This is a genomic window from Pseudomonas sp. PDM21 (assembly GCF_014852505.2).
In the GTDB taxonomy this organism is placed as follows: domain Bacteria; phylum Pseudomonadota; class Gammaproteobacteria; order Pseudomonadales; family Pseudomonadaceae; genus Pseudomonas.
This window is the reverse complement of the sequence record NZ_CM181223.1, coordinates 2583024-2607576: the sequence shown is the minus strand read 5'-3', so window position 1 is coordinate 2607576 and position 24553 is coordinate 2583024. Positions and strand designations below refer to the sequence as shown.

The 24553-nt window shown below is 66.1% G+C and carries 23 protein-coding genes; 12 read left to right on the top strand and 11 right to left on the bottom strand.

The genetic code is table 11. The annotated features are described in order from the left end of the window. The first annotated feature begins 206 nt into the window (after positions 1–206). Entirely contained in the window at positions 207–593 is a 387-nt protein-coding gene (locus IB275_RS12325; RefSeq protein WP_192295206.1) for a hypothetical protein, read from the top strand. A 48-nt stretch (positions 594–641) separates the two neighbouring features. On the opposite strand, the gene IB275_RS12320 is transcribed toward IB275_RS12325, so the two are convergent. Next, entirely contained in the window at positions 642–1514 is an 873-nt protein-coding gene (locus tag IB275_RS12320; RefSeq protein ID WP_192295205.1) for a LysR family transcriptional regulator, read from the bottom strand. Positions 1515–1622: 108 nt separating this feature from the next. Here IB275_RS12320 and IB275_RS12315 point away from each other — a divergent pair, with 108 nt between their 5' ends. The 7 genes from IB275_RS12315 to IB275_RS12285 all read left to right on the top strand — a co-directional run bounded on the left by IB275_RS12315 (position 1623) and on the right by IB275_RS12285 (position 5447). Then, positions 1623–2369, top strand: a complete 747-nt coding sequence (locus tag IB275_RS12315; RefSeq protein WP_192295204.1) for a CTP synthase C-terminal region-related (seleno)protein — start codon at positions 1623–1625, stop codon at positions 2367–2369. Beyond that, positions 2366–2689 carry an antibiotic biosynthesis monooxygenase family protein gene (locus tag IB275_RS12310; RefSeq protein WP_192295203.1) on the top strand — a complete coding sequence of 108 codons (324 nt, stop codon included), beginning with the start codon at positions 2366–2368 and terminating at the stop codon, positions 2687–2689. The genes IB275_RS12315 and IB275_RS12310 overlap by 4 nt, the downstream gene beginning before the upstream one ends. A gap of 92 nt (positions 2690–2781) precedes the next feature. Next, entirely contained in the window at positions 2782–3243 is a 462-nt protein-coding gene (locus tag IB275_RS12305; protein ID WP_192295202.1) for a hypothetical protein, read from the top strand. 20 nt (positions 3244–3263) lie between these two features. Then, positions 3264–3689: a VOC family protein gene (locus tag IB275_RS12300; protein ID WP_192295201.1), complete on the top strand. Its 426-nt coding sequence runs from the start codon at positions 3264–3266 to the stop codon at positions 3687–3689. 123 nt (positions 3690–3812) lie between these two features. Continuing rightward, a complete protein-coding gene (locus IB275_RS12295) occupies positions 3813–4382 on the top strand; it encodes a C40 family peptidase (protein WP_192295200.1) in 570 nt (189 codons plus the stop codon). 104 nt (positions 4383–4486) lie between these two features. Continuing rightward, entirely contained in the window at positions 4487–5122 is a 636-nt protein-coding gene (locus tag IB275_RS12290) for a C40 family peptidase (protein WP_225601665.1), read from the top strand. A 31-nt stretch (positions 5123–5153) separates the two neighbouring features. Beyond that, positions 5154–5447, top strand: coding sequence for a hypothetical protein (locus tag IB275_RS12285; RefSeq protein WP_192295199.1), 294 nt, complete (start codon positions 5154–5156; stop codon positions 5445–5447). Between the two features lie 7 nt (positions 5448–5454). Here IB275_RS12285 and IB275_RS12280 read toward each other — a convergent pair whose 3' ends face one another. From IB275_RS12280 to IB275_RS12240, 9 genes are all read right to left on the bottom strand, one after another. Then, complete coding sequence (locus IB275_RS12280; protein ID WP_192295198.1) at positions 5455–6930, bottom strand: efflux transporter outer membrane subunit; 1476 nt, start codon at positions 6928–6930, stop codon at positions 5455–5457. Next, on the bottom strand, positions 6927–10043 hold the full coding sequence (locus tag IB275_RS12275) for a multidrug efflux RND transporter permease subunit (RefSeq protein ID WP_081516777.1): 3117 nt from the start codon (positions 10041–10043) through the stop codon (positions 6927–6929). Before IB275_RS12275 ends, IB275_RS12280 begins: the two co-directional genes overlap by 4 nt. Then, positions 10043–13165 (bottom strand): MdtB/MuxB family multidrug efflux RND transporter permease subunit, encoded by a 3123-nt coding sequence (locus IB275_RS12270; RefSeq protein ID WP_192295197.1) that lies wholly within the window; start codon positions 13163–13165, stop codon positions 10043–10045. Before IB275_RS12270 ends, IB275_RS12275 begins: the two co-directional genes overlap by 1 nt. Continuing rightward, a complete protein-coding gene (locus IB275_RS12265) occupies positions 13162–14460 on the bottom strand; it encodes an MdtA/MuxA family multidrug efflux RND transporter periplasmic adaptor subunit (protein WP_192295196.1) in 1299 nt (432 codons plus the stop codon). Before IB275_RS12265 ends, IB275_RS12270 begins: the two co-directional genes overlap by 4 nt. 216 nt (positions 14461–14676) lie before the next feature. Next, entirely contained in the window at positions 14677–15177 is a 501-nt protein-coding gene (tpx, locus tag IB275_RS12260; RefSeq protein WP_081516774.1) for a thiol peroxidase, read from the bottom strand. Between the two features lie 161 nt (positions 15178–15338). After that, entirely contained in the window at positions 15339–15647 is a 309-nt protein-coding gene (locus IB275_RS12255) for a hypothetical protein (protein WP_138216553.1), read from the bottom strand. A 144-nt stretch (positions 15648–15791) separates the two neighbouring features. Continuing rightward, the gene (locus tag IB275_RS12250; protein WP_192295195.1) at positions 15792–16181 is read right to left on the bottom strand and encodes a VOC family protein; all 390 of its coding nucleotides are present in this window, start codon (positions 16179–16181) and stop codon (positions 15792–15794) included. A 28-nt stretch (positions 16182–16209) separates the two neighbouring features. Continuing rightward, positions 16210–16710, bottom strand: a complete 501-nt coding sequence (locus tag IB275_RS12245) for a VOC family protein (RefSeq protein WP_192295194.1) — start codon at positions 16708–16710, stop codon at positions 16210–16212. Between the two features lie 302 nt (positions 16711–17012). Beyond that, the gene (locus IB275_RS12240) at positions 17013–19214 is read right to left on the bottom strand and encodes an OsmC domain/YcaO domain-containing protein (RefSeq protein WP_192295193.1); all 2202 of its coding nucleotides are present in this window, start codon (positions 19212–19214) and stop codon (positions 17013–17015) included. Positions 19215–19471: 257 nt separating this feature from the next. Here IB275_RS12240 and IB275_RS12235 point away from each other — a divergent pair, with 257 nt between their 5' ends. Further along, positions 19472–20611, top strand: coding sequence for an aminoacetone oxidase family FAD-binding enzyme (locus IB275_RS12235; protein WP_494514445.1), 1140 nt, complete (start codon positions 19472–19474; stop codon positions 20609–20611). 314 nt (positions 20612–20925) lie between these two features. Further along, a complete protein-coding gene (locus IB275_RS12230) occupies positions 20926–21567 on the top strand; it encodes an HD domain-containing protein (RefSeq protein ID WP_192295191.1) in 642 nt (213 codons plus the stop codon). Here IB275_RS12230 and IB275_RS12225 read toward each other — a convergent pair. Beyond that, on the bottom strand, positions 21564–22487 hold the full coding sequence (locus IB275_RS12225) for a LysR family transcriptional regulator (protein WP_192295190.1): 924 nt from the start codon (positions 22485–22487) through the stop codon (positions 21564–21566). The genes IB275_RS12230 and IB275_RS12225 overlap by 4 nt on opposite strands. A gap of 143 nt (positions 22488–22630) precedes the next feature. Here IB275_RS12225 and IB275_RS12220 point away from each other — a divergent pair, with 143 nt between their 5' ends. Beyond that, the gene (locus IB275_RS12220; RefSeq protein WP_192295189.1) at positions 22631–23389 is read left to right on the top strand and encodes an SDR family NAD(P)-dependent oxidoreductase; all 759 of its coding nucleotides are present in this window, start codon (positions 22631–22633) and stop codon (positions 23387–23389) included. Between the two features lie 411 nt (positions 23390–23800). Next, entirely contained in the window at positions 23801–24547 is a 747-nt protein-coding gene (locus tag IB275_RS12215; protein WP_192295188.1) for a gluconate 2-dehydrogenase subunit 3 family protein, read from the top strand. The last annotated feature ends 6 nt before the right edge of the window (positions 24548–24553 follow it).

Genomic DNA, 24553 nt, shown 5'->3' with positions numbered 1-24553 from the left:
ATGGAAAAAAACGCGAAAGGCGCCACCTTACCAGCCCGAAGGCTGCGGCAGCGCGATGGATGTATTGCAGGCTGATACATGCAATGCCCGACGCAGAGCCGTACGGCGCCATTTACACAACCTTTACACCGGCGGCGTTACGATTCTTTCGAGGCCGATGTCTCATAGATACCTGGTTCCTCGCCGGGTTCCTCAGGAGGTGCATCATGCTTCACCGTCTCCCCCAGATCGCCCTGCTCTGCGCCAGCCTTGCCCTCGCCGACCAGGCCGCGGCCAACAGCAACACCGATGCCGCGGCAATCGGCGCGGTGGTCGGCGCCGTTGTCGGGGGTGCCGTGGTCGCCGGCTCGCAACCCGCGCCGGCGCCCTATTACGCTCCACCGCCCCCAGTCGCCTATTACCCGCCGCCACCGGTGTACTACCAGCCGGCGCCGGTCTATCAGCCCGTGTATCAACCGGTGTACCAGCCGGTCTATCGCCCGGTCGTGGTGGTGCCCGGCCCGCGTTATTACGGCCCACCCCGCTACTATGGTCCGCCGCGCTATTACGGCCCCGGCTACTACGGCCCGCCGGGGCACTACCGCCACTGGTAAGCACTGCTACAGACCAAAGACCCCGCTTCTCTGGCGGGGTCTTTTCATTCAGGCCGGCAGACGAATGCTCCCGGCCAGTTCCTCGAACAGTGTCACCACCGCCCGCAGCGCCCGGCAGTCCGGCCGGGTCAGCAACCAGAGATGGATGCTGCAACCGGGCAGTTCCGGCTCCAGCACCTGCAGCCCGTCGTCCGGGCGCAGCAGGAACGCCGGCAGCGCAGCCAGCCCCAGCCCCGCGCGGCACAGATCGAGCACCGACAGCATGCTGTTGCAGCGGTAGGCCGGAAGCACCGTCGGAAACGCCTGGCGGCGCCAGGCGACGCTGGAGTGGTCGGGCAGAAAGTCGTCCGGGGCGATCCAGCTCATGTCTTGCCAGGGGCGTTCGCCCTGCTCGGCCAGGTAATCGCGATGGGCACAGAGGACGTAGTGCACCTCGCCCAGCTTGCGTCCGACAAGATGCTCCGGCGGCGCGTTGGTCAGGCGCAGGGCGATGTCGGCGTCGCGGCGGCTGAGGTTGGCGAAGGCGTTGGAGGTGGTCAGCTCCAGGTTCAGCACCGGGTAGCGCTTCATGAAGCGCGCCAGGGCCGGTAGCAGCAGGCCTTGCAGCACGGTGTCGGAACAGGTCAGGCGCACGGTGCCGCTGAGCACGTCGTGGCCCTGCTCCAGCCCCAGACGAGCCGCTTCCAGCGCCTGTTCGGCGAGTTCCGCCTGGGTCGCCAGTTGCTGCGCGGTGGCGGTCGCCAGGTAGCCGTTGCGGCCCTTCTCGAACAGCGCGGTGCCCAGCGCCTTTTCCAGCCGGCGCACGGCGCGGAACACGGTGGAGACGTCGACCTCGAGCAATTCCGCGGCGCGCGCAAGGCTGCCTCCGCGTACCAGCGCCAGCACCAGGGCCAGATCGGCGTATTCCAGACGGTATTGCATCGACGCACTCCAAGGTTGCGCAACCGCCCATTTTCGATTGCACCTGCGCAACTATAAATTGCCTCCCATGGGCCCGCCAATGGGCCACGACGCCAGGGGGAACACAGGATGGGAAAACGTCGTAAAACACTGCGCATCGGCCTGATCGGCGACCGCGACAGCCGCGTCACCGCCCACTGGGCAATTCCCCTGGCCCTGCAGCAATCGCTGCTGCCGCATTCGGGCACGCTGCGCGTGGACTGGCTGGACACCCCGCGCCTCGCCCAGGGGCTGGACCTTGAGCCCTACTCCGGCTTCTGGGCGATCCCCGGCAGCCCCTACCAGAACACCGAAGGCGCATTGCGGGCGATCACCTTCGCCCGCGAAAACCGGGTGCCCTTCCTCGGCACCTGCGGCGGCTTCCAGCACGCCCTGCTGGAGCGCGCCCGCAACGTCCTCGGCTGGAGCGACGCGGCCCACGCCGAGACGGACCCGGAAGCGGCGCGCCCGGTGGTGCATGCCCTGCCCTGTTCACTGGTGGAAGTCAGCGAGACCATCCGCCTTACCGCCGGCTCGCACCTGGCGGCCATCTATGGCCTGCCGGATATCCGCGAGGGCTATCGCTGCAGCTACGGGTTGAACCCGCAGTTCCAGGACGAGCTGTTCAGCGGCTCGCTGCGCGCCTGTGCCCACGGCGAGGACGGCAGCATCCGCGCACTGGAAGCGACCGACCATCCGTTCTTCGTCGCCACCCTGTTCCAGCCCGAACGCAAGGCCCTGGCCGGCATCGCCGTGCCGCTGGCCGAAGCGTTTCTGTCCGCTGCTTTCCGCCATCAATCCAGCCAAGAGCCCACTCGCATCGGGAGCCCCGCATGATCGCCAGCACACCGCAACCGCCCTACTACGCCGTGACCTTCACCTCCTACCGCACCGAGCTGGACGAAGGCTATGGCGCCACCGCCGAACGCATGCTGGAACTGGCCGCGCAGCAGGACGGCTTCCTCGGCGTCGAGTCGGCCCGTGGCACTGACGGCCTGGGGCTGACCGTGTCCTACTGGCGCGACGAGGCCGCCATCCGCCAGTGGAAGCAGCAGACCGAGCACCGCATGGCCCAGCAGGCCGGCCGCCGCGACTGGTACAGTGCCTTCCGCGTGCGCATCAGCCGGGTCGAGCGCGAATACGGTTTCGAACGCTGAGCGACCCGTTCTGGCCCAGACACGACATGCCGGGTTCGATGCCCGGCGCACATCGTCTAGGCTGGTCCCCATTGAGCACGGGGGACCGACGCATGCACCGACAAGCCAGTGAACTGCAGGCCGCCTACCTGGGCGAAGTCCGCGGTGAAAACTTCTTCCTCGGCCTGGCCGAGCAACTGCCGGAGGGGGCGTCCTCGATGCTCCTGCTGGCGCGACTGGAACGCCAGACCGGCCTGCGCATGGCGCGGCTGCTGCAGCGTCACGGCCTGCCGCTGGGCGACACCGCGCACGCCGCCGCCCAGGGCCGCCAGCGCGCCGCCGACTGGCTCGGGCTCGACTGGCCACAGACCCTGGAAAAACTCGAAGTGCTGGTGGAGCCCTACGTCCGGCGCTACGACAGCCTGGCCATCGAGGGCGACGACGATGACCGCGACATCCTCGACGACCTCGCCGAGCACGAACACGCCCTGCTGGACTTCACCCGCCTCGCCCGTGAGGGCCAGATGAGCGCGGCCAAGGCCACCATCAGCCGCCTGCTGGCCGTACCGGCCTGAACCTGACAGGGAGCACGTCCATGGCTCTATCGCCCTTCCACCTAGCCATTCCCGTCTACGACCTCGCCCTGGCCCGGCGTTTCTACGGCGAGGTGTTCGGCCTCGCCGAGGGCCGCAGCAGTGCCCAGTGGGTGGACTTCGATTTCTTCGGCCACCAGCTGGTGATCCACGAGCACCCGCGCACCGCCAGCCAGGAGGCAGCGCACACCAATGCCGTCGACGGGCATGACGTGCCGGTACCGCACTTCGGCGTGGTATTGCCCTGGGAAGATTGGGAGGGTCTGGCGCAGCGGCTGCGCGAACGTGACACGCAGTTCGTCATCGAACCCCATGTGCGCTTCCAGGGCCAGGTGGGCGAGCAGGCCACGCTGTTCCTCTTCGATCCCTGTGGCAACGCCCTGGAGTTCAAGGCCTTCAAGGACATCGGCCAGCTGTTCGCACGCTGAGTGCTGACCGATCATCCTCAGTGGAATTAGCCTTCAGGCCTACTGGAAATTTCCTACATCGATCTTTTCTAGCCGTTCCTAGGATGGCGCCCGTCCCCACCGTTCACCCCGAGGTGATCCGACGTGCGCCCCCTCTGCTGGTTCCCGCTCTACCTGCTCTGCACCCTGGGAGCACCGACCGCCCTGGCCGATGATTTCGACGCGCCGGACTGGCGCCGCTACGAGCACGCCTCCATCGACCGGGGCTTCACGCGCGCTGGCACCGCCTGGCGGGTAGCCCAGTTGGGCCGCGGCCCGGCGCACAGCCCGGCGGAAACCTCGCGCATCATTGCCCGCGCCCACGAGCTGATCGGCACGCCCTACCGCTGGGGCGGCCAGAGCGAGAAAGACGGTTTCGATTGCAGCGGGCTGCTGGTCTACCTCTACCGCAGCATCGCCAATCGCAAGCTGCCACGCACCACCCACTCAATGATCGCCCAGCGCCACAACGAAGTGAGTCGCGATGAACTGAAGCCCGGCGACGCGGTGTTCTTCAACCATAACGGCGAGGGCGGAACCAGCCACGTCGGGCTGTACATCGGTGGCGACCGTTTCATCCATGCCCCGAGCACCGGCAAGAGCATCCGCATCGACTCCCTGGACAACAGCTACTGGAAGCGCAGCTACACCACGGCGCGTCGCTTCAGCGGCTGACCTGCCAGGCAGACGAAGGCAGGTCACTCCCCATTTCTCAATCGGAAAATGCCTACGACGATTTGCAGCTTCCCCTCGTTAATCCGACGCAGGGGATTTCTAAGATGGCGCCCCGTTCCGCTACCCAGTCACTCGATGTACCCAAGATGCGTTTCCTCACCCTGTTGAGCACAACCCTTTTGCTCGCCATCACCACTCCTCACGCCGAAGCCCGCGAGTCAAAGCGCACGACGCAGCACAAGGCCACATCCAGCCTGTCTCGTTCCAGCCATGTGAAAGTGGTCAATCGCAACAACGTCCGCCTGCACCACGAAGTGAAGCGTCCACTGCAACCGGGGGTGCACAAGGCTCAGGCGGGCAGCAGCTCCCGTGTGGTAGCCCGCGCCCGCCAGCTGATCGGCGTGCCCTACCGTCGCGGCGGCACCACGGTTGCCAACGGCTTCGACTGCAGCGGGCTGCTGGTCTACCTGTTCCGCACCGAAGCGGGCATGAAGCTGCCGCGCACCACCGGCCAGATGATCGACAGCGGCAGCCAGCGAGTCGGCCGCGGTGAGCTCGAGCCCGGTGATGCGGTGTTCTTCAACCGCAATGGCCGCGGCGATGTCAGCCACGTCGGCCTGTACATCGGCAACAACCAGTTCATCCATGCACCCAGCAGCGGCGAGCGCATCCGCATGGATTCGCTGAACAACAGCTACTGGGAACGCAGCTACAGCACCGCCCGCCGTTTCAACGGCTGATCTCCCTTCCCGCCACCGGAACTCCCTGACGATGCCCAGCCTGCTGGTCGAGATAGTGCGCTACACGCAAGAGTGCTTCCCGGGTTGGGCCGAATGCCGGCTGATCGACGCTGGCGGGCGTGACTGGCGCTTTCTCAAGCCGCGCGCGCGCCTGCGCACCCTCAATCAGGACGATCGCCTGCCGGCCGTAGGCCAGATCGACTGCGAAGTCCTCGAGCGCCTGGATGGCACCGCGCTGGTGAGCACGGCGCTACCGCGCGGGATCAAGTCACTGGATGGGGAAAGCCACTTCCGCATTCCCCTCAGCGCGCTGATTGAGGACTGACGCGAAATCAGTCCCGCGTCGCCTGCCCTTCCTCGGTGATCCTCGCCGCATCCCAACCGCCGCCCAGCGCGGCGATCAGTTGAACGCTGGCGGTCAAGCGGCTGCCGGTCAGGGTCAGCAGCGTGCGCTCGTTGGAAAGCGCGCTGGTCTGGGTGGTGACCACATTGCTGTAGTCGATGGTGCCGGCCTTGTACTGGTTGGTGGTCAGGCGCAGCGCCTCGCGGGCGGAATCCAGCGCTTCCTGCTGCACGCCGCTTTCCTCTTCCAGCACCTTGAGCTGGACCATGTAGTCCTCGACCTCGCGGAAACTGTCCAGAACGGTCTGCCGGTAGCTGGCCACGGTCTGGTCGTAGCTCGCCTCGGCCTGCTCGACCTGGGAGGCAATCAGCCCGCCGTCGAACAGGGTCATGGCGAACTGCGGGCCAATGGACCAGTAGCGGTTGGGCGTCTCGATCCAGTTCTGGAAGCTGCCGCTGCGGTACCCGCCGGCGGCGGTGAGGGTCAGGTCGGGGAACCAGGCAGCCTTGGCCACGCCGATCTTGGCGTTGGCGGAAATCACCTGGCGCTCGGCGGAGGCCACGTCCGGGCGCCGCTGCAGCAGTTCGGACGGCAGCAGCGCCGGCACATTCGGCAGGCCTGGCACGCCGTCCACGGCAGCCAGGGAGAACTGTGCCGGTGGCACGCCGACCAGCACGGCAATGGCATGTTCCAGCTGCGCGCGCTGGTACTTCAGGTCGATGGCCTGGGCCTCGGTGCTTTTCAGCTGAGTACGCGCCTGGGCGACATCGGCCTTGGTGACGATGCCGGCGTTGTACTGGTTCTCGGTGAGCTTGAGCGAGCGCTGGTAGGCCGTGACCGTGTCGTTAAGCAGCTTGATCTGCTGGTCCATGACGCGCAGTTGCAGGTAGTTCTGGGTCAGCTGCGATTGCAGCGAAAGCCGCGAGTTGGCCAGGTCCGCCGCGCTGGCGTCCATGCTCGCGTTGTCGGCTTCCAGCTGGCGGCGCAGCTTGCCCCACAGGTCCAGCTCCCAGCTCACACCGAGGCTCGCCGAGTAGCTGTTGCTGATCGAACTGCTGCCACCGCCGCTGCTGACGGTGGAACCGTCCGGCAGACGCACGCTGCCGCCGCTACCGGTGCCTTGCCCGGAGCGGGTCTTGCCGACGTCGGCGCTGATCGTGGGGAAGAAGGAAGAACGCGCACCTTTGGCCAGCGCCTGAGCCTGGCGATAGGACGCGAGCGACTGTGCCAGGGTCTGGTTGGCAGCCACCAGACGGGTCTGCAGATCGTTCAGCGTGGCGTCGCCGTACAGCTCCCACCAGGCGCCGTGGTTGAAGCCGTCCTGCGGCTTCGCCAGTTGCCAGCCCTCGCCCTCCTTGAAGCTGGCGGGCACCGTCAGCTCGGGGCGCTGGTAGTCCGGGCCGATGGCACAACCGGCCAGGGCCACGGCCAGCGCCAACGGAAGAAGGGAACGGGAACGGATCATACGGGTGTCTCCAGGGCGCCGTCGGTGCGCACGCCGCGCTTCTTGTTGACCCAATGGCGCAGGCGGTCGAGGTAGAGGTAGACGACGGGGGTGGTGTACAGGGTCAGCAACTGGCTGCCGATCAGACCGCCGACGATGGTCATGCCCAGCGGGCGACGCAGCGCGGCGTCGCCGCCAATGCCGAAGATCAATGGCAGTGCGCCGAGGATGGCGGCCAGGGTGGTCATCATGATCGGCCGGAAGCGCTTCATCGCCGCCTCCAGGATCGCGTCCCGAGGGGACAGGCCCTGGGTGCGTTCGGCGTCCAGGGCGAAGTCGATCATCATGATGGCGTTCTTCTTAACGATGCCGATCAGCAGGATCACTCCGATCAGCGCGATCAGCGACAGCTCGGTGCGGAACAGCATCAGCGTGAGCAGCGCGCCGACGCCCGCCGAAGGCAGCGTCGAGAGGATGGTCAGCGGATGAACGTAGCTCTCGTAGAGGATGCCCAGCACGATGTAGACCGACACCAGCGCCAGCAGGATCAGCCAGGGCATGTCGTTCTGCGTGTCCTGCACCGCGCCGGCGTTGCCTTCGAAGGTGGCCTGGATTTCCATCGGCAGGTGGATGGGCTCCACCGCCGCCAGGATCGCGTCGCGGGCCGGGCCGATCTGCGCGCCCTGGGCGAGGTTGAAGGAGAAGGTGGTGGCGGCGAACTGGCCCTGGTGATTGACCTCCAGCGGCGCGCGACTCGGCTCGATATGCGTGAAGGCCGACAGCGGAATGCGCTGCCCTTCGCTGTTGATCACATAGACCTGGCGCAGCTCCTCGGGCGTTTCCTGGTACGGCTGGGCGACTTCCATCACCACGTGGTACTGGTTCAGCGGGTTGAAGATGGTCGAGACCTGCCGCTGGCCGTAGGAGTTGTTCAGCACCGCGTCCACCTCGGCGACGTTCACCCCGAGGCTCGCCGCGCGGTCGCGGTCGATCACCAGGCGGCTCTGCACGCCCTTGTCCTGGGCGTCGCTGTTCACGTCGACGATCTGCGGCACCTTGTTCATCGCCGCCTCGACCTTGGGCGCCCATTCGCGCAGCAGGTTGAGGTCATCGCTGCGCAAGGTGAAGTCGTACTGCGCGTTGCCCTGGCGGCCGCCGATGCGCACGTCCTGGCCGGCGACCAGGAACAGGTTGGCGCCTGGCACCTCCGCCAGCTTCTTGCGCAGGCGGTTGACGATGGTCTCGGCAGAGTCGCGCTCGGTGATGTCCTTCAGCGTGACGAAGAACGAGCCGGTGTTGCTCGACTGCCACTTGCCGCCACCGACGAAGCCCACCACGTTCTCCACGCCCGGGTCCTCGGAGAGGATCTTGCGGAACTGCGCCATCTTCTTGTCCAGCGCCTGGAACGAGATGCTCTGGTCGGCCACCGCGAAGCCGCGCAGGCGCCCGGAATCCTGCTGTGGCAGGAAGCCCTTGGGCACCACCACGAACAGATAAAGGTTCAGCGCGATGCAGCCGAGCATGATCATCACCATCAGCCGCGAGTGCTCCAGTGCCCAGCTCAGGCTGGCGCGGTAGCGCTGCATGAAGGCGACGAAATAGCGGTTGCTCTGGCGCTCCACCGAGGCCTTTTTCGGCCCGCGCTCGACCGGCTTGAGCAGGCGCGCGCAGAGCATCGGCGTCAGCGTCAGGGAGACCACCAGCGATACCAGGATGGCCGCCGCCAGGGTCACCGAGAACTCACGGAACAGCCGCCCGGTGATGCCGCCCATGAGCAGCAGCGGGATGAACACCGCCACCAGCGACAGGGTCATCGACAGCACGGTGAAACTCACTTCCCGCGCACCGCGGATCGCCGCCTGGATCGGCGGGTCGCCTTCCTCGATGCGCCGGGCGATGTTCTCCACCACCACGATGGCGTCGTCCACCACGAAACCGGTGGCGATGATCAGCGCCATCAGCGACAGGTTGTTCAGCGAGAAGCCGCACAGGTACATCACCGCGAAAGTGCCCACCAGCGACACCGGCACCGCGAGGCTGGGAATCAGCGTGGCGCGGCCGTTGCGCAGGAACAGGTAGACCACCAGGATCACCAGCACCACGGAGATGATCAGGGTCAGCTCGGCCTCCTCCAGCGAGGAGCGGATCGACGGGCTGCGGTCGTCCATCACCGACAGTTTCACCTGCGGGCCGAGCACGTCCTGGATGATCGGCAGCTGCTCGTGGATGGCGTCGGTGGCTTCGATGATGTTGGCGCCGGGCTGGCGGGTGATGATCAGCAGCACCGCCGGCAGGTCGTCGGAGAAGCCGGCGTTGCGCACGTCCTCCACCGAGTCGGTGACCTTGGCCACATCGCGCAGGCGCACCGCCGCACCGGTGTCGGCGTTGTAGTGGACGATCAGCGGGGCGTACTCGCTGGCCTTGCGCAACTGGTCGTTGGAGTCCACCTGCCAGTGGCGCTCGCCGAACTCCAGCGAGCCCTTGGGCCCGTCGGCGTTGGTGTTGTTGATGGCGTTGCGCACCGTGTCCAGGGAAATACCGTAGTGGCTGAGCTGGTCCGGATTCACGTCGACGCGCACCGCCGGCAGCGAGGAACCGCCGATGCTCACCTGCCCCACGCCCTTCACCTGCGCCAGCTTGGGCGAGACGATGGTCGAGGCCAGGTCGTACATCTGCCCGCGGGTGTAGGTATCCGAGGTCAGCGTGAGGATCATGATCGGCATGTCCGACGGGTTCGCCTTGCGGTACGTCGGGTTGTTCGGCATGCCCGAGGGCAGCAGGCTCATGGCCGCGTTGATCGCCGACTGCACCTCGCGCGCGGCGCCGTCGATGTCCTTGGACAGGTCGAACTGGATGATGATGGTGGTGTTGCCCAGGGAGCTGCTGGAGGTCATGTCGGTGACCCCGGCGATGCGCCCCAGCGAGCGCTCCAGCGGTGTTGCCACCGTGGAGGCCATGGTTTCCGGGCTGGCGCCGGGCAAGGAGGCCTGCACCAGGATGGTCGGGAAATCGACGTTGGGCAGCGGTGCCACCGGCAGCAGACTGAACGACAGCGCGCCGGCCAGCATCAGCGCCAGGGTCAGCAGGCAGGTGGCGACCGGGCGCAGGATGAACAGGCGAGACAGGCCGCCCATCAGCCACGCTCCGCCGGGTCGATGCTGTTCACGTCCAGGCCGTGGCGCTGCCGCCAGTTGGCCCAGCGCGTGGCCAGGCGGTCGAAGTACAGGTAGATCACCGGCGTGGTGAACAGCGTCAGCAACTGGCTGACCAGCAGGCCGCCGACCATGGTGACGCCCAGCGGCTGGCGCAGCTCGGCGCCGGCGCCGCCGGCGAGCATCAGCGGCAGCGCGCCGAGCAGCGCGGCCATGGTGGTCATCAGGATCGGCCGGAAGCGCAGCAGGCACGCCTGGTAGATCGCCTCATGGGGCGGTTTGCCCTCGTTGCGTTCGGCATCCAGGGCGAAGTCGATCATCATGATCGCGTTCTTCTTCACGATGCCGATCAGCAGGATGATGCCGATGATCGCCACGATGCCGATGTCCTGCCCCGAGAGCATCAGCGCCAGCAGCGCGCCCACACCCGCCGAGGGCAGCGTGGAGAGAATGGTCACCGGGTGGATGAAGCTCTCGTAGAGGATGCCCAGCACGATGTACATGGTGACGATGGACGCCAGCACCAGCAGCAGGGTGTTGGACAGCGAAGCCTCGAAGGCCTGCGCCGCACCACGGAAGCTGCCCTGCAGGCTGACGGGCATTTCCATCTGCGCCTCGACGTCGCGGATCGCCTGCACCGCCTCGCCGAGGGCGACGCCCTTGGCCAGGTTGAAGGAGATGGTCGCGGCCGGGAACTGGGCGATGTGGTTGACCGCCAGCAGGGTGTGGCGCTCCTCCACCTTCGCCAGGCTCGACAGGCGCACCTGGGTGCCGTCGCTGGACGGCACGTAGAGGTTCTCCAGCGACTGCGGGCCGATCTGGAATTCCGGCGCCACTTCCAGCACCACGCGGTACTGCGTGGCCTGGGTGAAGATGGTGGAGATCAGTCGCTGGCCGAAGGCGTTGTACAGCACGCTGTCGATGCTCGACAGGCTCACGCCCAGGCGCGAGGCGGTGTCGCGGTCGATGTTGATGTAGGCCTGCAGGCCCTTGTCCTGCCAGTCGGTGGCCACGTCGGCCAGCTCCGGCAGTTGCTGCAGCCGGTCCACCAGGCGCGGCACCCAGTCGGCGAGGACATCCGGGTCGGCGTCCTGCAGGGTGAACTGGTACTGCGTGCGGGCGATACGGTCCTCGATGGTCAGGTCCTGCACCGGCTGCATGTACAGCTTGATGCCGGCGATCTGGTCCAGCTCCGGCTGCAGGCGATGGATCACCTCGCTGGCGGTTACGTCACGCTCGGCGTGGGGCTTGAGGTTGATCAGCAGGCGCCCGGTGTTGAGGGTAGCGTTGGTGCCGTCGACGCCGATGAACGAGGACAGGCTGTCCACCGCCGGGTCCTTCAGCACGATCTTCGCCAGGTCCTGCTGGCGGCTGGCCATGGACTGGAAGGAGATCGACTGCGGCGCCTCGGCGATGCCCTGGATCACCCCGGTGTCCTGCACCGGGAAGAAGCCCTTGGGCATGAAGAGGTACAGCAGCGCAGTGAGCACCACGGTGGCGACGGCCACCAGCAGGGTCAGCGGCTGATGGCGCAGTACCACGCGCAGGGCGGCGGCGTAGCGCTCGATCATGTTGTCGATGAAGCGCCCGGCGGCGCGGGCGAAACGCCCTTCCTTCTCCGGCTCGACGTGGCGCAGCAGCTTGGCGCTGAGCATCGGCGTCAGGGTCAGGGAAACGAAGCCGGAGATCAGGATCGCCACCGCCAGGGTGATGGCGAATTCGCGGAACAATCGCCCGGCCACATCGCCCATGAACAGCAGCGGGATCAGCACGGCGATCAGCGAGAAGGTCAGCGAGATGATGGTGAAGCCGATCTGTTTCGAGCCCTTGAGCGCCGCTTCCAGCGGCTCGTCGCCCTGCTCCAGGTAGCGCGCGATGTTCTCCACCATGACGATGGCGTCGTCCACCACGAAGCCGGTAGCGATGGTCAGCGCCATCAGCGTCAGGTTGTTGATCGAGAAGCCGGCGAGGTACATCACGCCGAAGGTACCGATCAGCGACAGCGGCACGGCGAAGCTGGGGATCAGCGTCGCGGAAATATTGCGCAGGAACAGGAAGGTGACCATCACCACCAGGCAGACGGCGAGGAACAGCTCGAACTGCACGTCCGCCACCGAGGCGCGGATGGTCGTGGTGCGGTCGGTGAGCACCGTCACTTCCAGGCTGCCGGGCAGGGTCGCTTGCAGCTGCGGGAGCATCTTCTTGATGCTGTCCACCACCTCGATGACGTTGGCGCCCGGCTGGCGCTGGATGTTCAGCACCACCGCCGGCGAGGTGTTGGCCCAGGCGGCCAGGCGCACGTTCTCGGCGTCGTCTTCCACGCTCGCCACGTCGCGCACGCGCAGCGGCGAGCCGTTCTTGTAGGCGATGATCAGGTCGCGGTAGGCGTCGGCGGACTTGAGCTGGTCGTTGGCGTCCAGGGTCGAGGAGCGGGTCGGGCCGTCGAAGCTGCCCTTGGGGCCGTTGAGGTTGTTGTTGGTGACGGTGGTCTGCAGGTCTTCCAGGCTCAGGCCGGCGGCCGCGAGGGCGCCGGGGTTGGCGCGGATGCGCACGGCCGGGCGCTGGCCGCCGCTGATGCTGACCAGGCCGACGCCGGAAATCTGCGAAATCTTCTGCGCAAGGCGCGTGTCCACCAGGTCCTGGATCTGCGGCAGTGGCATGTCCGGGGACATCACTGCCAGGGTCAGGATCGGCGCGTCCGCCGGGTTCACCTTGCTGTACACCGGCTGGTTCGGCAGGTCCTTGGGCAGCAGGCTCTGCGCCGTATTGATCGCCGCCTGGACTTCCTGCTCGGCCACATCGAGGTTGATCTGCAGGCTGAACTGCAGGGTGATCACCGAGGCGCCGCCGGAGCTGGTGGAGGACATCTCGTTCAGGCCGGGAATCTGCCCCAGCTGGTTCTCCAGCGGCGCAGTCACCGAGGAGGTCATGATGTCCGGGCTGGCGCCGGGGTACAGGGTCACCACCTGGATGGTCGGGTAGTCCACTTCCGGCAGCGCCGAGATCGGCAGGAAGCGGTAGGCGATGATCCCTGACAGCAGGATCGCCACCATCAGGAGCGTGGTGGCGACCGGCCGCAGGATGAACAGGCGCGACGGGTTCATTCGCTCTTACCGCTGTCCTGGACCGGGGTGTCCGAACCGAACGGCTTGGCGGTGGACTTGTCGCCCTCCTCGGTGGCGGCCGCACGGGCCTTCTCGTCGGAGGTGGCGATGTTCATGCGGGTGCCGTCGCGCAGGCGGTCGGTGCCTTCGACGACGACGCGATCACCCTCCTTCAGGCCCTCGGTCACGACCACGCGCTCGCTCTCGCTGGTGCCCAGGGTGACCAGCTGGCGCTTGGCCTTGCTCTCTTCGCCCACCAGATAGACGTAGGTGCCGTCGTTGCCGCGCTGCACGGCGTTGGCCGGAATGGTCAACACGCCCGGCAGGGTCTCGGCGAGCAGGCGCACGTTGACGAACTGGTTGGGGAACAGCTTGTGGTCGTCGTTCTCGAAGCCGGCCTTGAGCTTGACGGTGCCGGTGGTGGTGTCGATCTGGTTGTCCAGGGTCTTCAGCACGCCGGTGGCCAGGGTCTGGTTCTGGTTGCGGTCCAGCGCCTCGACCGGCACCGGCTTATTGCTGTAGAGCTCGCGGGCGATAGTGCCCAGCTGCTGCTGCGGCAGACTGAATACCACGGAGATCGGCTTGACCTGGGTGATGACCACCAGCGGCGTGGTGTCGCCGGAGGTGACCAGGTTGCCCACGTCCACCTGACGCAGGCCGACGCGGCCGGAGATGGGCGCGCGCACCTGGGTGAATTCGAGGTTGAGTTTGGCGTCGGCGACCTGGCCCTGGTTAGTCTTCAGGGTGCCTTCGAACTGGCGCACCTGGGCTTCCTGGGTGTCCAGGGTCTGCTTGGCGATGGAGTCCTCGGCGTACAGACCCTTGTAGCGGGCCAGGTCGATCTGTGCGTTCTTCAGTTGCGCCTGGTTCTGCAGCAGGGTGCCCTGGGCCTGGTCCAGCGCGGCCTGGAACGGACGCGGGTCGATCACCGCGAGGACATCGCCGGCCTTCACTTCCTGGCCTTCCTGGAACGGCACCTTGACCAGCTGGCCACTGACCCGCGCGCGGACGTTGACGGTGTTGTAGGCCGTCACCGTGCCCAGCGCGTGGTAGTGCACTGGCAGGTCGCCCTTGACCACCGGCGCGACGCTGACGGTCACCGCCGTGCCGCCCTGCCCCGCGGCCATCTGCCCCGGCCCCGGTCGTCCGCCGCGCCCGCCCTGGGCCGCCGGCGCCCCCGAAGACGTCGAGTGCAGCCACATGATCAGCCCCACCACCGCGGCGAACAGCAGCGCGGTGATGAGCCAGGGGCGCAGGGTGCGAAGTTTCGAGGGCGATCCGTTGCTTGCAGTCATGGGACTCTGTCTTTTGAAAAGGGGGCTTGGCGCAAAGAAGTGAGAATACCGAGGCTGAACGATAAGCACAGCATGGCCGCAGGCAAAGTCTCTTTACCCGCTATTTACCTTTGATTTACCGGGAGTTACGAATTACCGGGGCATTGCGACCCGGAAATGGCGCGGGAGGTTCCGCGCCATTGGGGCCAGTCCTGATGGACCGGCCCGATCCTTCCATCAGGCCAGGGCGGCGATGGCGGCGGCGTAGTTCGGCTCGTCGGCAATCTCGCCTACCAGCTCGCTGTGCAGCACCTTGTTCTGCTCGTCCAGCACCACCACAGCGCGCGCAGCCAGGCCGGCCAGCGGGCCGTCGGCGATGGCTACGCCGTAGTTGGCAAGGAACTCGCGGCCACGCAGGGTGGACAGGTTCACCACGTTCTCCAGGCCTTCGGCGCCGCAGAAGCGCGCCTGGGCGAACGGCAGGTCGGCGGAAACGCACAGTACGACAGTGTTGGCCAGCTTGCTGGCTTCAGCGTTGAACTTGCGCACGGAGGTGGCGCAGGTCGGGGTGTCGACGCTGGGGAAGATGTTCAGCACCTTGCGCTTGCCGGCGTAGGTTTCCAGGGTGACGTCGGACAGGTTGCCGGCGACCAGCGACAGGGCCGGAGCCTGTTCGCCTTTCTGCGGCAGCTTGCCGTCGACGGAAACCGGGTTGCCCTTGAGGGTAACTTGAGCCATTGCTTGGGTCCTTCTGTGAGGGATGGCGGCGCTGGCGGGTTGCCAGCGCCGCAGGAGGATTCGGGGCCGGGGCAGATGCTAGCACGACTTTCCCGAGCGGATTGCTCGGACATGCATCCGACCCTTGAGCGTCAACAGCCCCGACCTCCCTCAGACCCGGCTCAGGCAGCAGCGGCCAGGGCGGTTCCCACGCAAGGCTGCTCGTGAAAGCCGCGAGGCAGGCGCTGGCTGCCCGGCATGGCGGCCAGGCGTTTCTCCCAGAAGCTGCGCCAGTCGTTGTGCACGGCGGCGGCGCGAGCCTTGCGCTGGGCGCGGCGCGCGGCGTTGCGCGCATCACGGCGGGCTTCCTTGTAGACCTCGGTGTTGCGGCAGCTCCGGCATTTCACCCGGTTCAGCTCGGTGGTGGATTCCAGGTGCTTGCCCGCATGCCCGCAGGCCAGGTGCCCCTTGACCTTGTAATGAGTGACCATCGCAGATTCTCCCTGTCCGGCGAGCGCACCCTCGCCGCTTGGCGGTGCCGCAGTCGGGCAATCGGTGCGTACCCGGTGACTGCGACGCTCAGGGAGTTGGACGAGCCGCCGCGCTGGCAGGTTCGAAATTTCTCTCGCGCCGGCTCACTCCTGCAGATGGCAAACGCAACACACCTTATTGCCATCCAGGTCGCGCACGTAGGCACCGTAGTAGGTCGGCGAATAGTTCAGGCGCAGGCCGGGCGACCCTTCGTCGACGCCGCCCAGTTGCACGGCGCGGGCATGGAAGCTGTCGACCTGGTGCCGCGTGCGCGCCTCGAAGGCCACCAGGCTGCCGTTGCCGACCGTGGCCGGCAGACCATCGATGGGCTGGTAGACGCAGAACACCACGTCGCTGTCCGGGTGGGCGAAGATCGCCCGCTCAGGCGCGTGGCGATGCGCCTTGAGGACGATACCCAGCGCGCCGAGCACCCTGCCGTAGAACTCGATGGCACGCGGCAGATCGTTGGTGCCGACGGTGATATGGCTGAACATGCCGCGCCCCCTCCTCTGCCGGTGGGAATCAGTTGCCGGCGTGAGCGCGCTCGATAGCGGCCATGTCCAGCTTCTTCATGCCCATCACCGCCTGCAGCGTTCGGCTGGCCTTCGCCGGGTTCGGGTCGGCCACCATGTCGCCGACGTGGCGCGGGCAGATCTGCCAGGACACCCCATAGCGATCCTTCAGCCAACCGCAGACCTGCGCTTCCTCCGGGCCGCCGGCGCCGAGCTTGTCCCAGAAGTGGTCGATCTCCTTCTGGCTGTCGCACATCACCTGCAGCGACAGCGCCTCGGTGAACTGGAATGTCGGCCCGCCATTCAGGGCGATGAAGGTCTGCCCGTCGAGGACGAACTCCACCGTCAGCACCGAGCCGGGCTCGCCGCCGTGACGGTCCTTCTCGGCTTCGGGGTAGTAGGCGGTCTGGACGATCCGCGAGTTGGGGAAGATGGCGACATAGAACTCGGCCGCTTCCTCGGCCTTGCCGTCGAACCACAGGCAGGGGGTGACGCGTTGCAGGCTGGACATGGTGAATCTCCTGATTCTCGCGCGGTCGGCTTGACCGGCATGCAGCTTGGTCGCCTGGGCGACGACGGAATCGACAAGTCTAGGCGGACTTTCGCGCTTCACCGGACGACCGGTCGAGCGGCATGCAGGACTGCCAACCCAATGGCCAGACATGAAAAAGGGCACCCGAAGGTGCCCTGTCCGTGCAGTTCCGTAGGGCGCATAACCCGGAACGGGTTATCCGCCGTTTGCTCCGCGGCGGATAACGCTGCGCGTTATTCGCCCTACGGACTCGCTGACTACGCGAAATCGACTTTGTCGGATCAGCGGCCCGCCACCGCCCTGGCCCGTGCCTGGTGCAGCTTCTTGTAGCTGTCGATCAGGCGCAGGTGCTTGTCGAGCCCTTCCAGCCTGGTGCTGGTCGGCGTCAGGCCGTAGAAGCGCACGCTGCCGTCCAGCGAGCCGAGCACCGCGTCCATGCGCTCGTTGCCGAACATGCGGCGGAAGTTGGCCTCGAAGTCGGCCATCTCCAACTCCTCGTCCAGGTGCACTTCCAGGGCGGCGCTGAGCGCCTGATAGAACAGCCCGCGCTCGACGGTGTTGTCGTTGTACTGGAGGTACATTTCCACCAGCTCCTTGGCCGTCTCGAAGCGCTTCGCCACGAGATTGATCAGCAACTTGAGCTCGAGGATGGTCAGTTGGCCCCAGACCGTGTTGTCGTCGAACTCGATGCCGATCAGCGTGGTGATGTCGGTGTACTCGTCCACCTCGCAGGCTTCCAGGCGCTTGAGCAGCGACTTGAGGCGGACGATGTTGAGGCTGTGCAGGTTGAGGATGTCCGCGCGGAACGCCAGCGCCTTGTTGGTGTTGTCCCAGATGAGGTCTTCCACCGGGTAGATTTCCGAGTAGCCCGGCACCAGGATGCGGCAGGCGGAGGCGCCCAGGTGCTCGTACACGGCCATGTAGACCTCCTTGCCCTGCTCCTCGAGGATGCCGAACAGGGTCTGCGCTTCCTGCACGTTGGAATCGTCACCGTGGCCGGAGAAGTCCCACTCGACGAACTCGTAATCGGCCTTGGCGCTGAAGAAGCGCCACGACACCACGCCGCTGGAGTCGATGAAGTGCTCGACGAAGTTGTTCGGCTCGGTCAGCGCCTGGCTTTCGAAGGTCGGCCGCGGCAGGTCGTTGAGGCCTTCGAAGCTGCGGCCCTGGAGCAGCTCGGTGAGGCTGCGCTCCAGTGCTACCTCGAAGCTGGGGTGCGCGCCGAAGGAGGCGAACACGCCGCCGGTGCGCGGGTTCATCAGGGTCACGCACATCACCGGGAACTCGCCGCCCAGGGAGGCATCCTTGACCAGCACCGGGAAGCCCTGCTCCTCCAGGCCCTTGATGCCGGCGACGATACCCGGGTACTTGGCCAGCACGTCCTGCGGCACGTCCGGCAGCGCCAGTTCGCCCTCGAGGATTTCGCGCTTCACCGCGCGCTCGAAGATTTCCGACAGGCACTGCACCTGGGCTTCGGCCAGCGTGTTGCCGGCGCTCATGCCGTTGGACAGGTAGAGGTTCTCGATCAGGTTGGACGGGAAGTACACCGTCTCGCCGTCGGACTGGCGCACGAACGGCAGCGAACAGATGCCGCGTTCGGTGTTGCCCGAGTTGGTGTCGTAGAGGTGCGAGCCACGCAGCTCACCGTCCGGGTTGTAGACCTCCAGGCAGTGCTCGTCGAGGATTTCTTCCGGCAGCTCGTCTTTCGCGCCCGGCTTGAACCAGCGCTCGTCGGGGTAATGCACGAACGGCGCGTTGGCAATCTCCTCGCCCCAGTACTGGTCGTTGTAGAAGAAGTTGCAGTTCAGCCGCTCGATGAACTCGCCCAGCGCCGAGGCCAGCGCGCTTTCCTTGGTGGCGCCCTTGCCGTTGGTGAAGCACATCGGCGACTGCGCGTCGCGGATGTGCAGCGACCAGACGTTGGGCACGATGTTGCGCCAGGATGCGATCTCGATCTTCATGCCCAGGCCGGCAAGAATTTCCGACATGTTGGCGATGGTCTGTTCCAGCGGCAGGTCCTTGCCCTGGATATAGGTGCTGGCACCGGCGGCGGTGCTCGGCATCAGCAGCGCCTGGGCGTCGGCGTCGAGGTTCTCGACTTGCTCGATGACGAAGTCCGGGCCGGTCTGCACCACCTTCTTCACCGTGCAGCGGTCGATGGAGCGCAGGATGCCCTGGCGGTCCTTCTCGGAGATGTCCGCCGGCAGCTCCACCTGGATCTTGAAGATCTGCTTGTAGCGGTTTTCCGGGTCGACGATGTTGTTCTGCGACAGGCGGATATTGTCCGTGGGAATGTCGCGGGTCTGGCAGTAGAGCTTGACGAAGTAAGCCGCGCAAAGCGCCGAGGAAGCCAGGAAGTAATCGAACGGCCCCGGTGCCGAACCGTCGCCCTTGTAGCGGATGGGCTGGTCGGCAATCACCGTGAAGTCGTCGAACTTGGCTTCGAGTCGGAGGTTGTCGAGAAAATTGACCTTGATTTCCATGCGGGCATTACCACGAAAAAGTAGAAAGCGAACTGCCGCGCATTATCCGGACAAAAGCGCCGCGGGGATATCCCGACGTGCCCGGCACCGGTCGGGAAGCCTGCTTGCACAATCGACACGTGGTCGGCTACACGCAGCTCGCACGGCGCCCTTGGGGTAAGATGCGCGGCTTTTGCGTCGCCCAGGCGCTCGTCCACGAGGAATCCACCGTGCTCACTTCCCAGGTCATCATCATCGGCGCCGGCGCCGCGGGACTGATGTGCGCCATGAGCGCCGCCGCGCGCGGTCGTCAGGTACTGCTGATCGATCATGCCAACAAGGCCGGCAAGAAAATCCTCATGTCCGGTGGCGGGCGCTGCAACTTCACCAACCTGTACTGCGAGCCGGCCAACTTCCTCTCGCAGAACCCGCACTTCTGCAAGTCCGCGCTGGCGCGCTTCACCCAGTGGGACTTCATCGCCCTGGTGGCCAAGCATGGCGTGCCCTACCACGAGAAGAAGCTTGGCCAGCTGTTCTGCGATAACAAGTCCAGCGACATCCTCGGCCTGCTGCTGGACGAGTGCGAGCAGGTGGGCGTCGACCTGCGCCTGGACACCTCGGTGAGCGAGATCGCCCGTCTCGACGAAGGCGGCTACCAACTGCAGACCAGCCTCGGCCTGGTGCGCTGCGAATCCCTGGTGATTGCCACCGGCGGCCTGTCGATCCCGACCTTGGGCGCCACCGGCTTCGGCTACCAGATCGCCCGCCAGTTCGGCCACAGCGTGCTGCCGACCCGCGCCGGCCTGGTGCCCTTCACCATTACCGATCCGCAGCTCAAGGCCCTGTGCACCGAGCTGTCCGGCACCTCGGTGGAGGACTGCCGGGTCAGCTGCAACGGCCAGAGCTTCGTCGAGAACATCCTGTTCACCCACCGCGGCCTCAGTGGCCCGGCGATCCTGCAGATTTCCTCCTACTGGCAGCCGGGCGACACCATCAGCATCGACCTGCTGCCGCGCATCGACCTGCCCGTCTGGCTCGTCGAGCAACAGCACGAGCGCCCCAACAGCGAGCTGAAGACGCTGCTGGGCGAGCTGTTCACCAAGAAGATGGCCGGCCTGCTGGCCGAGCAGTGGTTCGTCTCCAAGCCGATGAAGCAGTACACGCCAGCCGAGCTGAAGGCGATCGCCGAACGCCTGGGCGATTGGCAACTGGTGCCGGCCGGCACCGAGGGCTACCGCACGGCGGAAGTGACCCTGGGCGGCGTCGACACCCGCGAGGTGTCGTCCAAGACCCTGGAGTCGCTGAAATCCCCCGGCCTGTACTTCGTCGGCGAAGTGCTGGACGTCACCGGCCACCTGGGCGGCTTCAACTTCCAGTGGGCCTGGGCGTCGGGTTACGCGGCGGCGCAGTTTGTCTAGGGCAGACGCCCCACGCCGAGGCTTTCGAACGGTAGGACCGTAGGGCGCATAACCCGGAACGGGTTATCCGCCGATTGCCTGACGGCGGATAACGCTGGCGCGTTATCCGCCCTACGATCTTCGCCCTGCATCGGCGCCCGCTCCTACAGGGGAGCTCGATTTCAGAGGTTTACAGGCTGCTGGCAGCAAAGGATGCACAGCTGTCCGGATTCGCTCCCTCGCCCTCGTTGTCCCTCGGGGGGCGCGGATTTCCAATGGCATGGAGCGCGACGCAACCCGCTTCGCGCCTTGGAAACCCTGCCCAGGAGCCCGCCATGAGCCTCGACCTGAACGGCGTCAAAGTCCCCGACAGCACTCTTGCCAAGGCCATCACCGAGATGGTCCGCGACAACACCACCCCGCTGCTCTTCCACCATTCCTCGCGCGTCTACTACTGGGGCGCACTGACCGGCGCACGCAAGGAGCTGAAGTTCGACGCCGAGTTGCTCTACGCCGGCGCGATGTTCCACGACATGGGCCTGATGCCGCGTTACTGCAGCCAGTGCGAACGCTTCGAAGTGGACGGCGCCGACTGCGCCGCCCAGTTCCTGCGCAGCCACGGCATCGCCGAGAGCGATATCGATACGGTGTGGACCGCCATCGCCCTGCACACCACACCCGGCATTCCGCAGCACATGAAGCCGGAGATCGCGCTGGTCACCGCCGGGGTGGAAATGGACGTACTGGGCATCGCCTACCCGCAGTTCCCCGACGCCCAGCGTGACGCCGTGGTCGCCGCCCATCCACGCGGCGGGCAGTTCAAGCAGGACATCCTGCAGGCCTTTTACGACGGCATCAAAGCCAAGCCGGAAACCACCTTCGGCAACGTCAAGGCCGACGTGCTGGCGATGAAGGATGCGGGCTTCGTGCGCGGCAACTTCTGCGAAGTGATCCTGAATTCCGACTGGGCCAGCTAGGTCTTCACAGTCACGGGCGTGCCCAGCACACCGGGCTCACCCAGCAACTGCGTCAGCCATTGCATGAACATCCGCACCCGCTGCGGCAGGCGGCGATGGGCGTAGAGCAGGGAGATTTCCATGGGTGGCAACGGGATGTGCTCCAGCACCGCTACCAGCCGCCCTGCTTCCAGGTCGTCCAGCACGCCATGGATCGGCACCTGGATGATCCCCAGCCCACCCATGGCCGCGCTTTCGTAGGCCTCGGCGTTGTTCACCGACAGCGCCCCGCCCATCTGCACGAAGCGCACCTCGCCGTGGTGCAGGTACTCGAAGCCCGGCGGCCGCGCACCCAGCACCGTCACGTAGTGGATCAGCTGGTGCCCGGCGAGGTCGTCCAGTGTCTGCGGCACGCCGTGTTCGGCGAGATAGGACGGGCTCGCGCAGGTCACCTGCGGAAACCGCCCCAAGCTGCGCGCCACCACCGATGGATCGCTCACCGAACCGACCCGCACCACGCAGTCGAAACCCTCGCGCACCAGATCGACGCGGCGGTCGGTGCAGCTCACCTCCAGTTCCAGCGCCGGGTGCCGCGCGAGGAATTCGCCCAGGCGCGGCATCACCAGCTTGCGCGCCATCACCGTCGGCATGTCCACCCGCAGGCGGCCGCCGAGGGCTTTGTCGTCCTGTCGGAACAGGCCCTGCAACTCGTCCAGCTGGGCCAGCATGTCCTTGCTGCGCTCATACAGCACCAGACCGTCCTGGGTTGCGGTAACGCGTCGGGTGGTGCGTTGCAGCAGACGCGTACCGAGCAGTTCCTCCAGCGCCTGAATGTGCTCGGACACCGTGGAGCGCGGCAGGCCGAGCTGTTCGCCGGCCTGGGTGAAGCTGGCCAGCTCGGTGACGCGGACGAAGGTGCGTAGCAGGTCGGGACGGATCATGGGCGCTCTCTGTGGAGTTCACTGTTTATTGTTCGTAAGTGCCGACCAGTATTTCCGATTCATGTCGGTTTATCACGAGTCAATCGAACAATAAGCTTTCCCTCAATCCCACCTGCTCTCCAAACCAGCACAGGAGCTTCGCCATGACCCGCAAGATCGCTCTCATCACCGGCGCCAGCCGTGGCCTTGGCCGCAACGCCGCCCTGCACCTCGCCGCTGCCGGCGTCGACATCATCGGCACCTACCGCAGCCAGGCTGACGAAGCCCACGCCGTCGCCGCCGAGATCGAGCAGCACGGCGGTCGCGCGGTGATGCTGCAACTGGATGTCGCGGACAGCACCCGCTTCGCTGCCTTCGCGCAGCAGATCCGCGCCACCCTGGGCGACACCTTCGGCCGGCAGGACTTCGACTTCCTGGTGAACAACGCCGGCATCGGCCTCTACGCCAGCTTCGCCGAGACCAGCGAAGAGATGTTCGACCAGTTGATGAACATCCAGCTCAAGGGCCCGTTCTTCCTGACCCAGAAGCTGCTGCCACTGATCGCCGATGGCGGCCGCATCCTCAACGTCTCCAGCGGCCTGACGCGTTTCTCGCTGCCCGGCTACGCCGCTTACGCAACCATGAAAGGCGCCATGGAAACCCTGACCAAGTACCAGGCGAAGGAGCTGGGCGCACGCGGCATCGCCGTGAACATCCTCGCTCCCGGCGCCATCGAGACCGATTTCGGCGGTGGCCAGGTGCGCGACAACGCCGAGCTGAACCAGCAGATCGCCAGCAACACCGCCCTGGGCCGCGTCGGCCTGCCGGACGACATCGGCGCGGTGATCGCCACCCTGCTCTCCGACGGCGGCCGCTGGATCAACGGCCAGCGCGTGGAGGCTTCGGGCGGGATGTTCCTCTGAGCCCCACGGCAGCATGACCCTGCCGTAGGAGCGGACTGCGTCCGCGATCAGTCCGCATCGCGCCGGGCCATCACGCACAAAGTCCGCTCCTTCACCCCCTGTTAGTCCGCGGCGTGTCTAGCCCGCGGATTTTCTCAAAATCCGCAACAAGCCTTTACCGCGAAAAAACCTGCAACATTTTGTTACGGCCTCTAGTCTAAAAACGCGCGTGGAAAAGACGAAGCGCCAATCCGGCACAGGCCAGGGACCATTTCCGGCCAGCCGATCGGCACAGTGCCCCTTGCGGGCCGACTTCGCACCCCCGCTCCGCTCGACTGCCCTGGCACAGAGCGCACCACCGTGAATTGACCTGGCAAGACCCTTCCACTCCCCCTCGACAACGAGCGGACGGGTATTGCCTCAGGAGCCGAAATGACCGAACACCCCAAGGGCTTCACCCGGCGCCAGCTGTTGAAGTCGTCCGCCGCCTCGCTGGCCGTCGGCGCTGCCGCCAGCGCCCAGGCCGCCACCGTGATCGGCACCCCGAAATGGCTGCCCTTCGACCACAACGGCCCGCTGCACTACGACAGCCCCGGCTGGCAGTTCTTCACCGCCGAGGAAGCCACCGAGGTGGAAGCGATAGTTGAACAGCTGATTCCCGCCGACGAGCTGAGCGTCAGCGGCAAGGACGCCGGCTGCGCGGTGTTCATCGACCGCCAGTTGGTCAGCGACTACGGCGACTTCGGTCGCCTGTACATGCAAGGCCCTTTCACGCCGGGCACACCGGCCCAGGCCGATCAGTCGCCGCTGGTGCCGCGCGAGCGCTACCGTATCGGCCTCGCCGCGCTGGGCAAGTACTGCCAGGGCAAGTTCCAGAAAAACTTCAGCGCGCTAACCGGCGAGCAGCGCGACCAGGTCCTGACTGACCTGGAAAAAGGCGCCATCACCCTCGAAGGCATCGACGCCAGACAGTTCTTCCAGCAGGTGCTGGACAACACCATGGAAGGTTTCTTCGCCGACCCGATCTATGGCGGCAACCGCGACATGGTGTCGTGGAAGATGCTCGGCTTCCCTGGCGCACGCTACGACTACCGCGACTACATCGCCCTGCACAACCAGAAGCTCGACCTCGTGCCGCTCTCCATCATCGGCAGCTCCGCCTGGACGAAAAAGGGATAACCACCG

Bases quoted from the DNA above. Each gene is read 5' to 3' on its own strand.
- IB275_RS12325 (WP_192295206.1), top strand. From the start codon at position 207: ATGCTTCACCGTCTCCCCCAGATCGCCCTGCTCTGCGCCAGCCTTGCC.
- IB275_RS12320 (WP_192295205.1), bottom strand. From the start codon at position 1,514: ATGCAATACCGTCTGGAATACGCCGATCTGGCCCTGGTGCTGGCGCTG.
- IB275_RS12315 (WP_192295204.1), top strand. From the start codon at position 1,623: ATGGGAAAACGTCGTAAAACACTGCGCATCGGCCTGATCGGCGACCGC.
- IB275_RS12310 (WP_192295203.1), top strand. From the start codon at position 2,366: ATGATCGCCAGCACACCGCAACCGCCCTACTACGCCGTGACCTTCACC.
- IB275_RS12305 (WP_192295202.1), top strand. From the start codon at position 2,782: ATGCACCGACAAGCCAGTGAACTGCAGGCCGCCTACCTGGGCGAAGTC.
- IB275_RS12300 (WP_192295201.1), top strand. From the start codon at position 3,264: ATGGCTCTATCGCCCTTCCACCTAGCCATTCCCGTCTACGACCTCGCC.
- IB275_RS12290 (WP_225601665.1), top strand. From the start codon at position 4,487: ATGGCGCCCCGTTCCGCTACCCAGTCACTCGATGTACCCAAGATGCGT.
- IB275_RS12285 (WP_192295199.1), top strand. From the start codon at position 5,154: ATGCCCAGCCTGCTGGTCGAGATAGTGCGCTACACGCAAGAGTGCTTC.
- IB275_RS12280 (WP_192295198.1), bottom strand. From the start codon at position 6,930: ATGATCCGTTCCCGTTCCCTTCTTCCGTTGGCGCTGGCCGTGGCCCTG.
- IB275_RS12275 (WP_081516777.1), bottom strand. From the start codon at position 10,043: ATGGGCGGCCTGTCTCGCCTGTTCATCCTGCGCCCGGTCGCCACCTGC.
- IB275_RS12270 (WP_192295197.1), bottom strand. From the start codon at position 13,165: ATGAACCCGTCGCGCCTGTTCATCCTGCGGCCGGTCGCCACCACGCTC.
- IB275_RS12265 (WP_192295196.1), bottom strand. From the start codon at position 14,460: ATGACTGCAAGCAACGGATCGCCCTCGAAACTTCGCACCCTGCGCCCC.
- tpx (WP_081516774.1), bottom strand. From the start codon at position 15,177: ATGGCTCAAGTTACCCTCAAGGGCAACCCGGTTTCCGTCGACGGCAAG.
- IB275_RS12255 (WP_138216553.1), bottom strand. From the start codon at position 15,647: ATGGTCACTCATTACAAGGTCAAGGGGCACCTGGCCTGCGGGCATGCG.
- IB275_RS12250 (WP_192295195.1), bottom strand. From the start codon at position 16,181: ATGTTCAGCCATATCACCGTCGGCACCAACGATCTGCCGCGTGCCATC.
- IB275_RS12245 (WP_192295194.1), bottom strand. From the start codon at position 16,710: ATGTCCAGCCTGCAACGCGTCACCCCCTGCCTGTGGTTCGACGGCAAG.
- IB275_RS12240 (WP_192295193.1), bottom strand. From the start codon at position 19,214: ATGGAAATCAAGGTCAATTTTCTCGACAACCTCCGACTCGAAGCCAAG.
- IB275_RS12235 (WP_494514445.1), top strand. From the start codon at position 19,472: ATGTGCGCCATGAGCGCCGCCGCGCGCGGTCGTCAGGTACTGCTGATC.
- IB275_RS12230 (WP_192295191.1), top strand. From the start codon at position 20,926: ATGAGCCTCGACCTGAACGGCGTCAAAGTCCCCGACAGCACTCTTGCC.
- IB275_RS12225 (WP_192295190.1), bottom strand. From the start codon at position 22,487: ATGATCCGTCCCGACCTGCTACGCACCTTCGTCCGCGTCACCGAGCTG.
- IB275_RS12220 (WP_192295189.1), top strand. From the start codon at position 22,631: ATGACCCGCAAGATCGCTCTCATCACCGGCGCCAGCCGTGGCCTTGGC.
- IB275_RS12215 (WP_192295188.1), top strand. From the start codon at position 23,801: ATGACCGAACACCCCAAGGGCTTCACCCGGCGCCAGCTGTTGAAGTCG.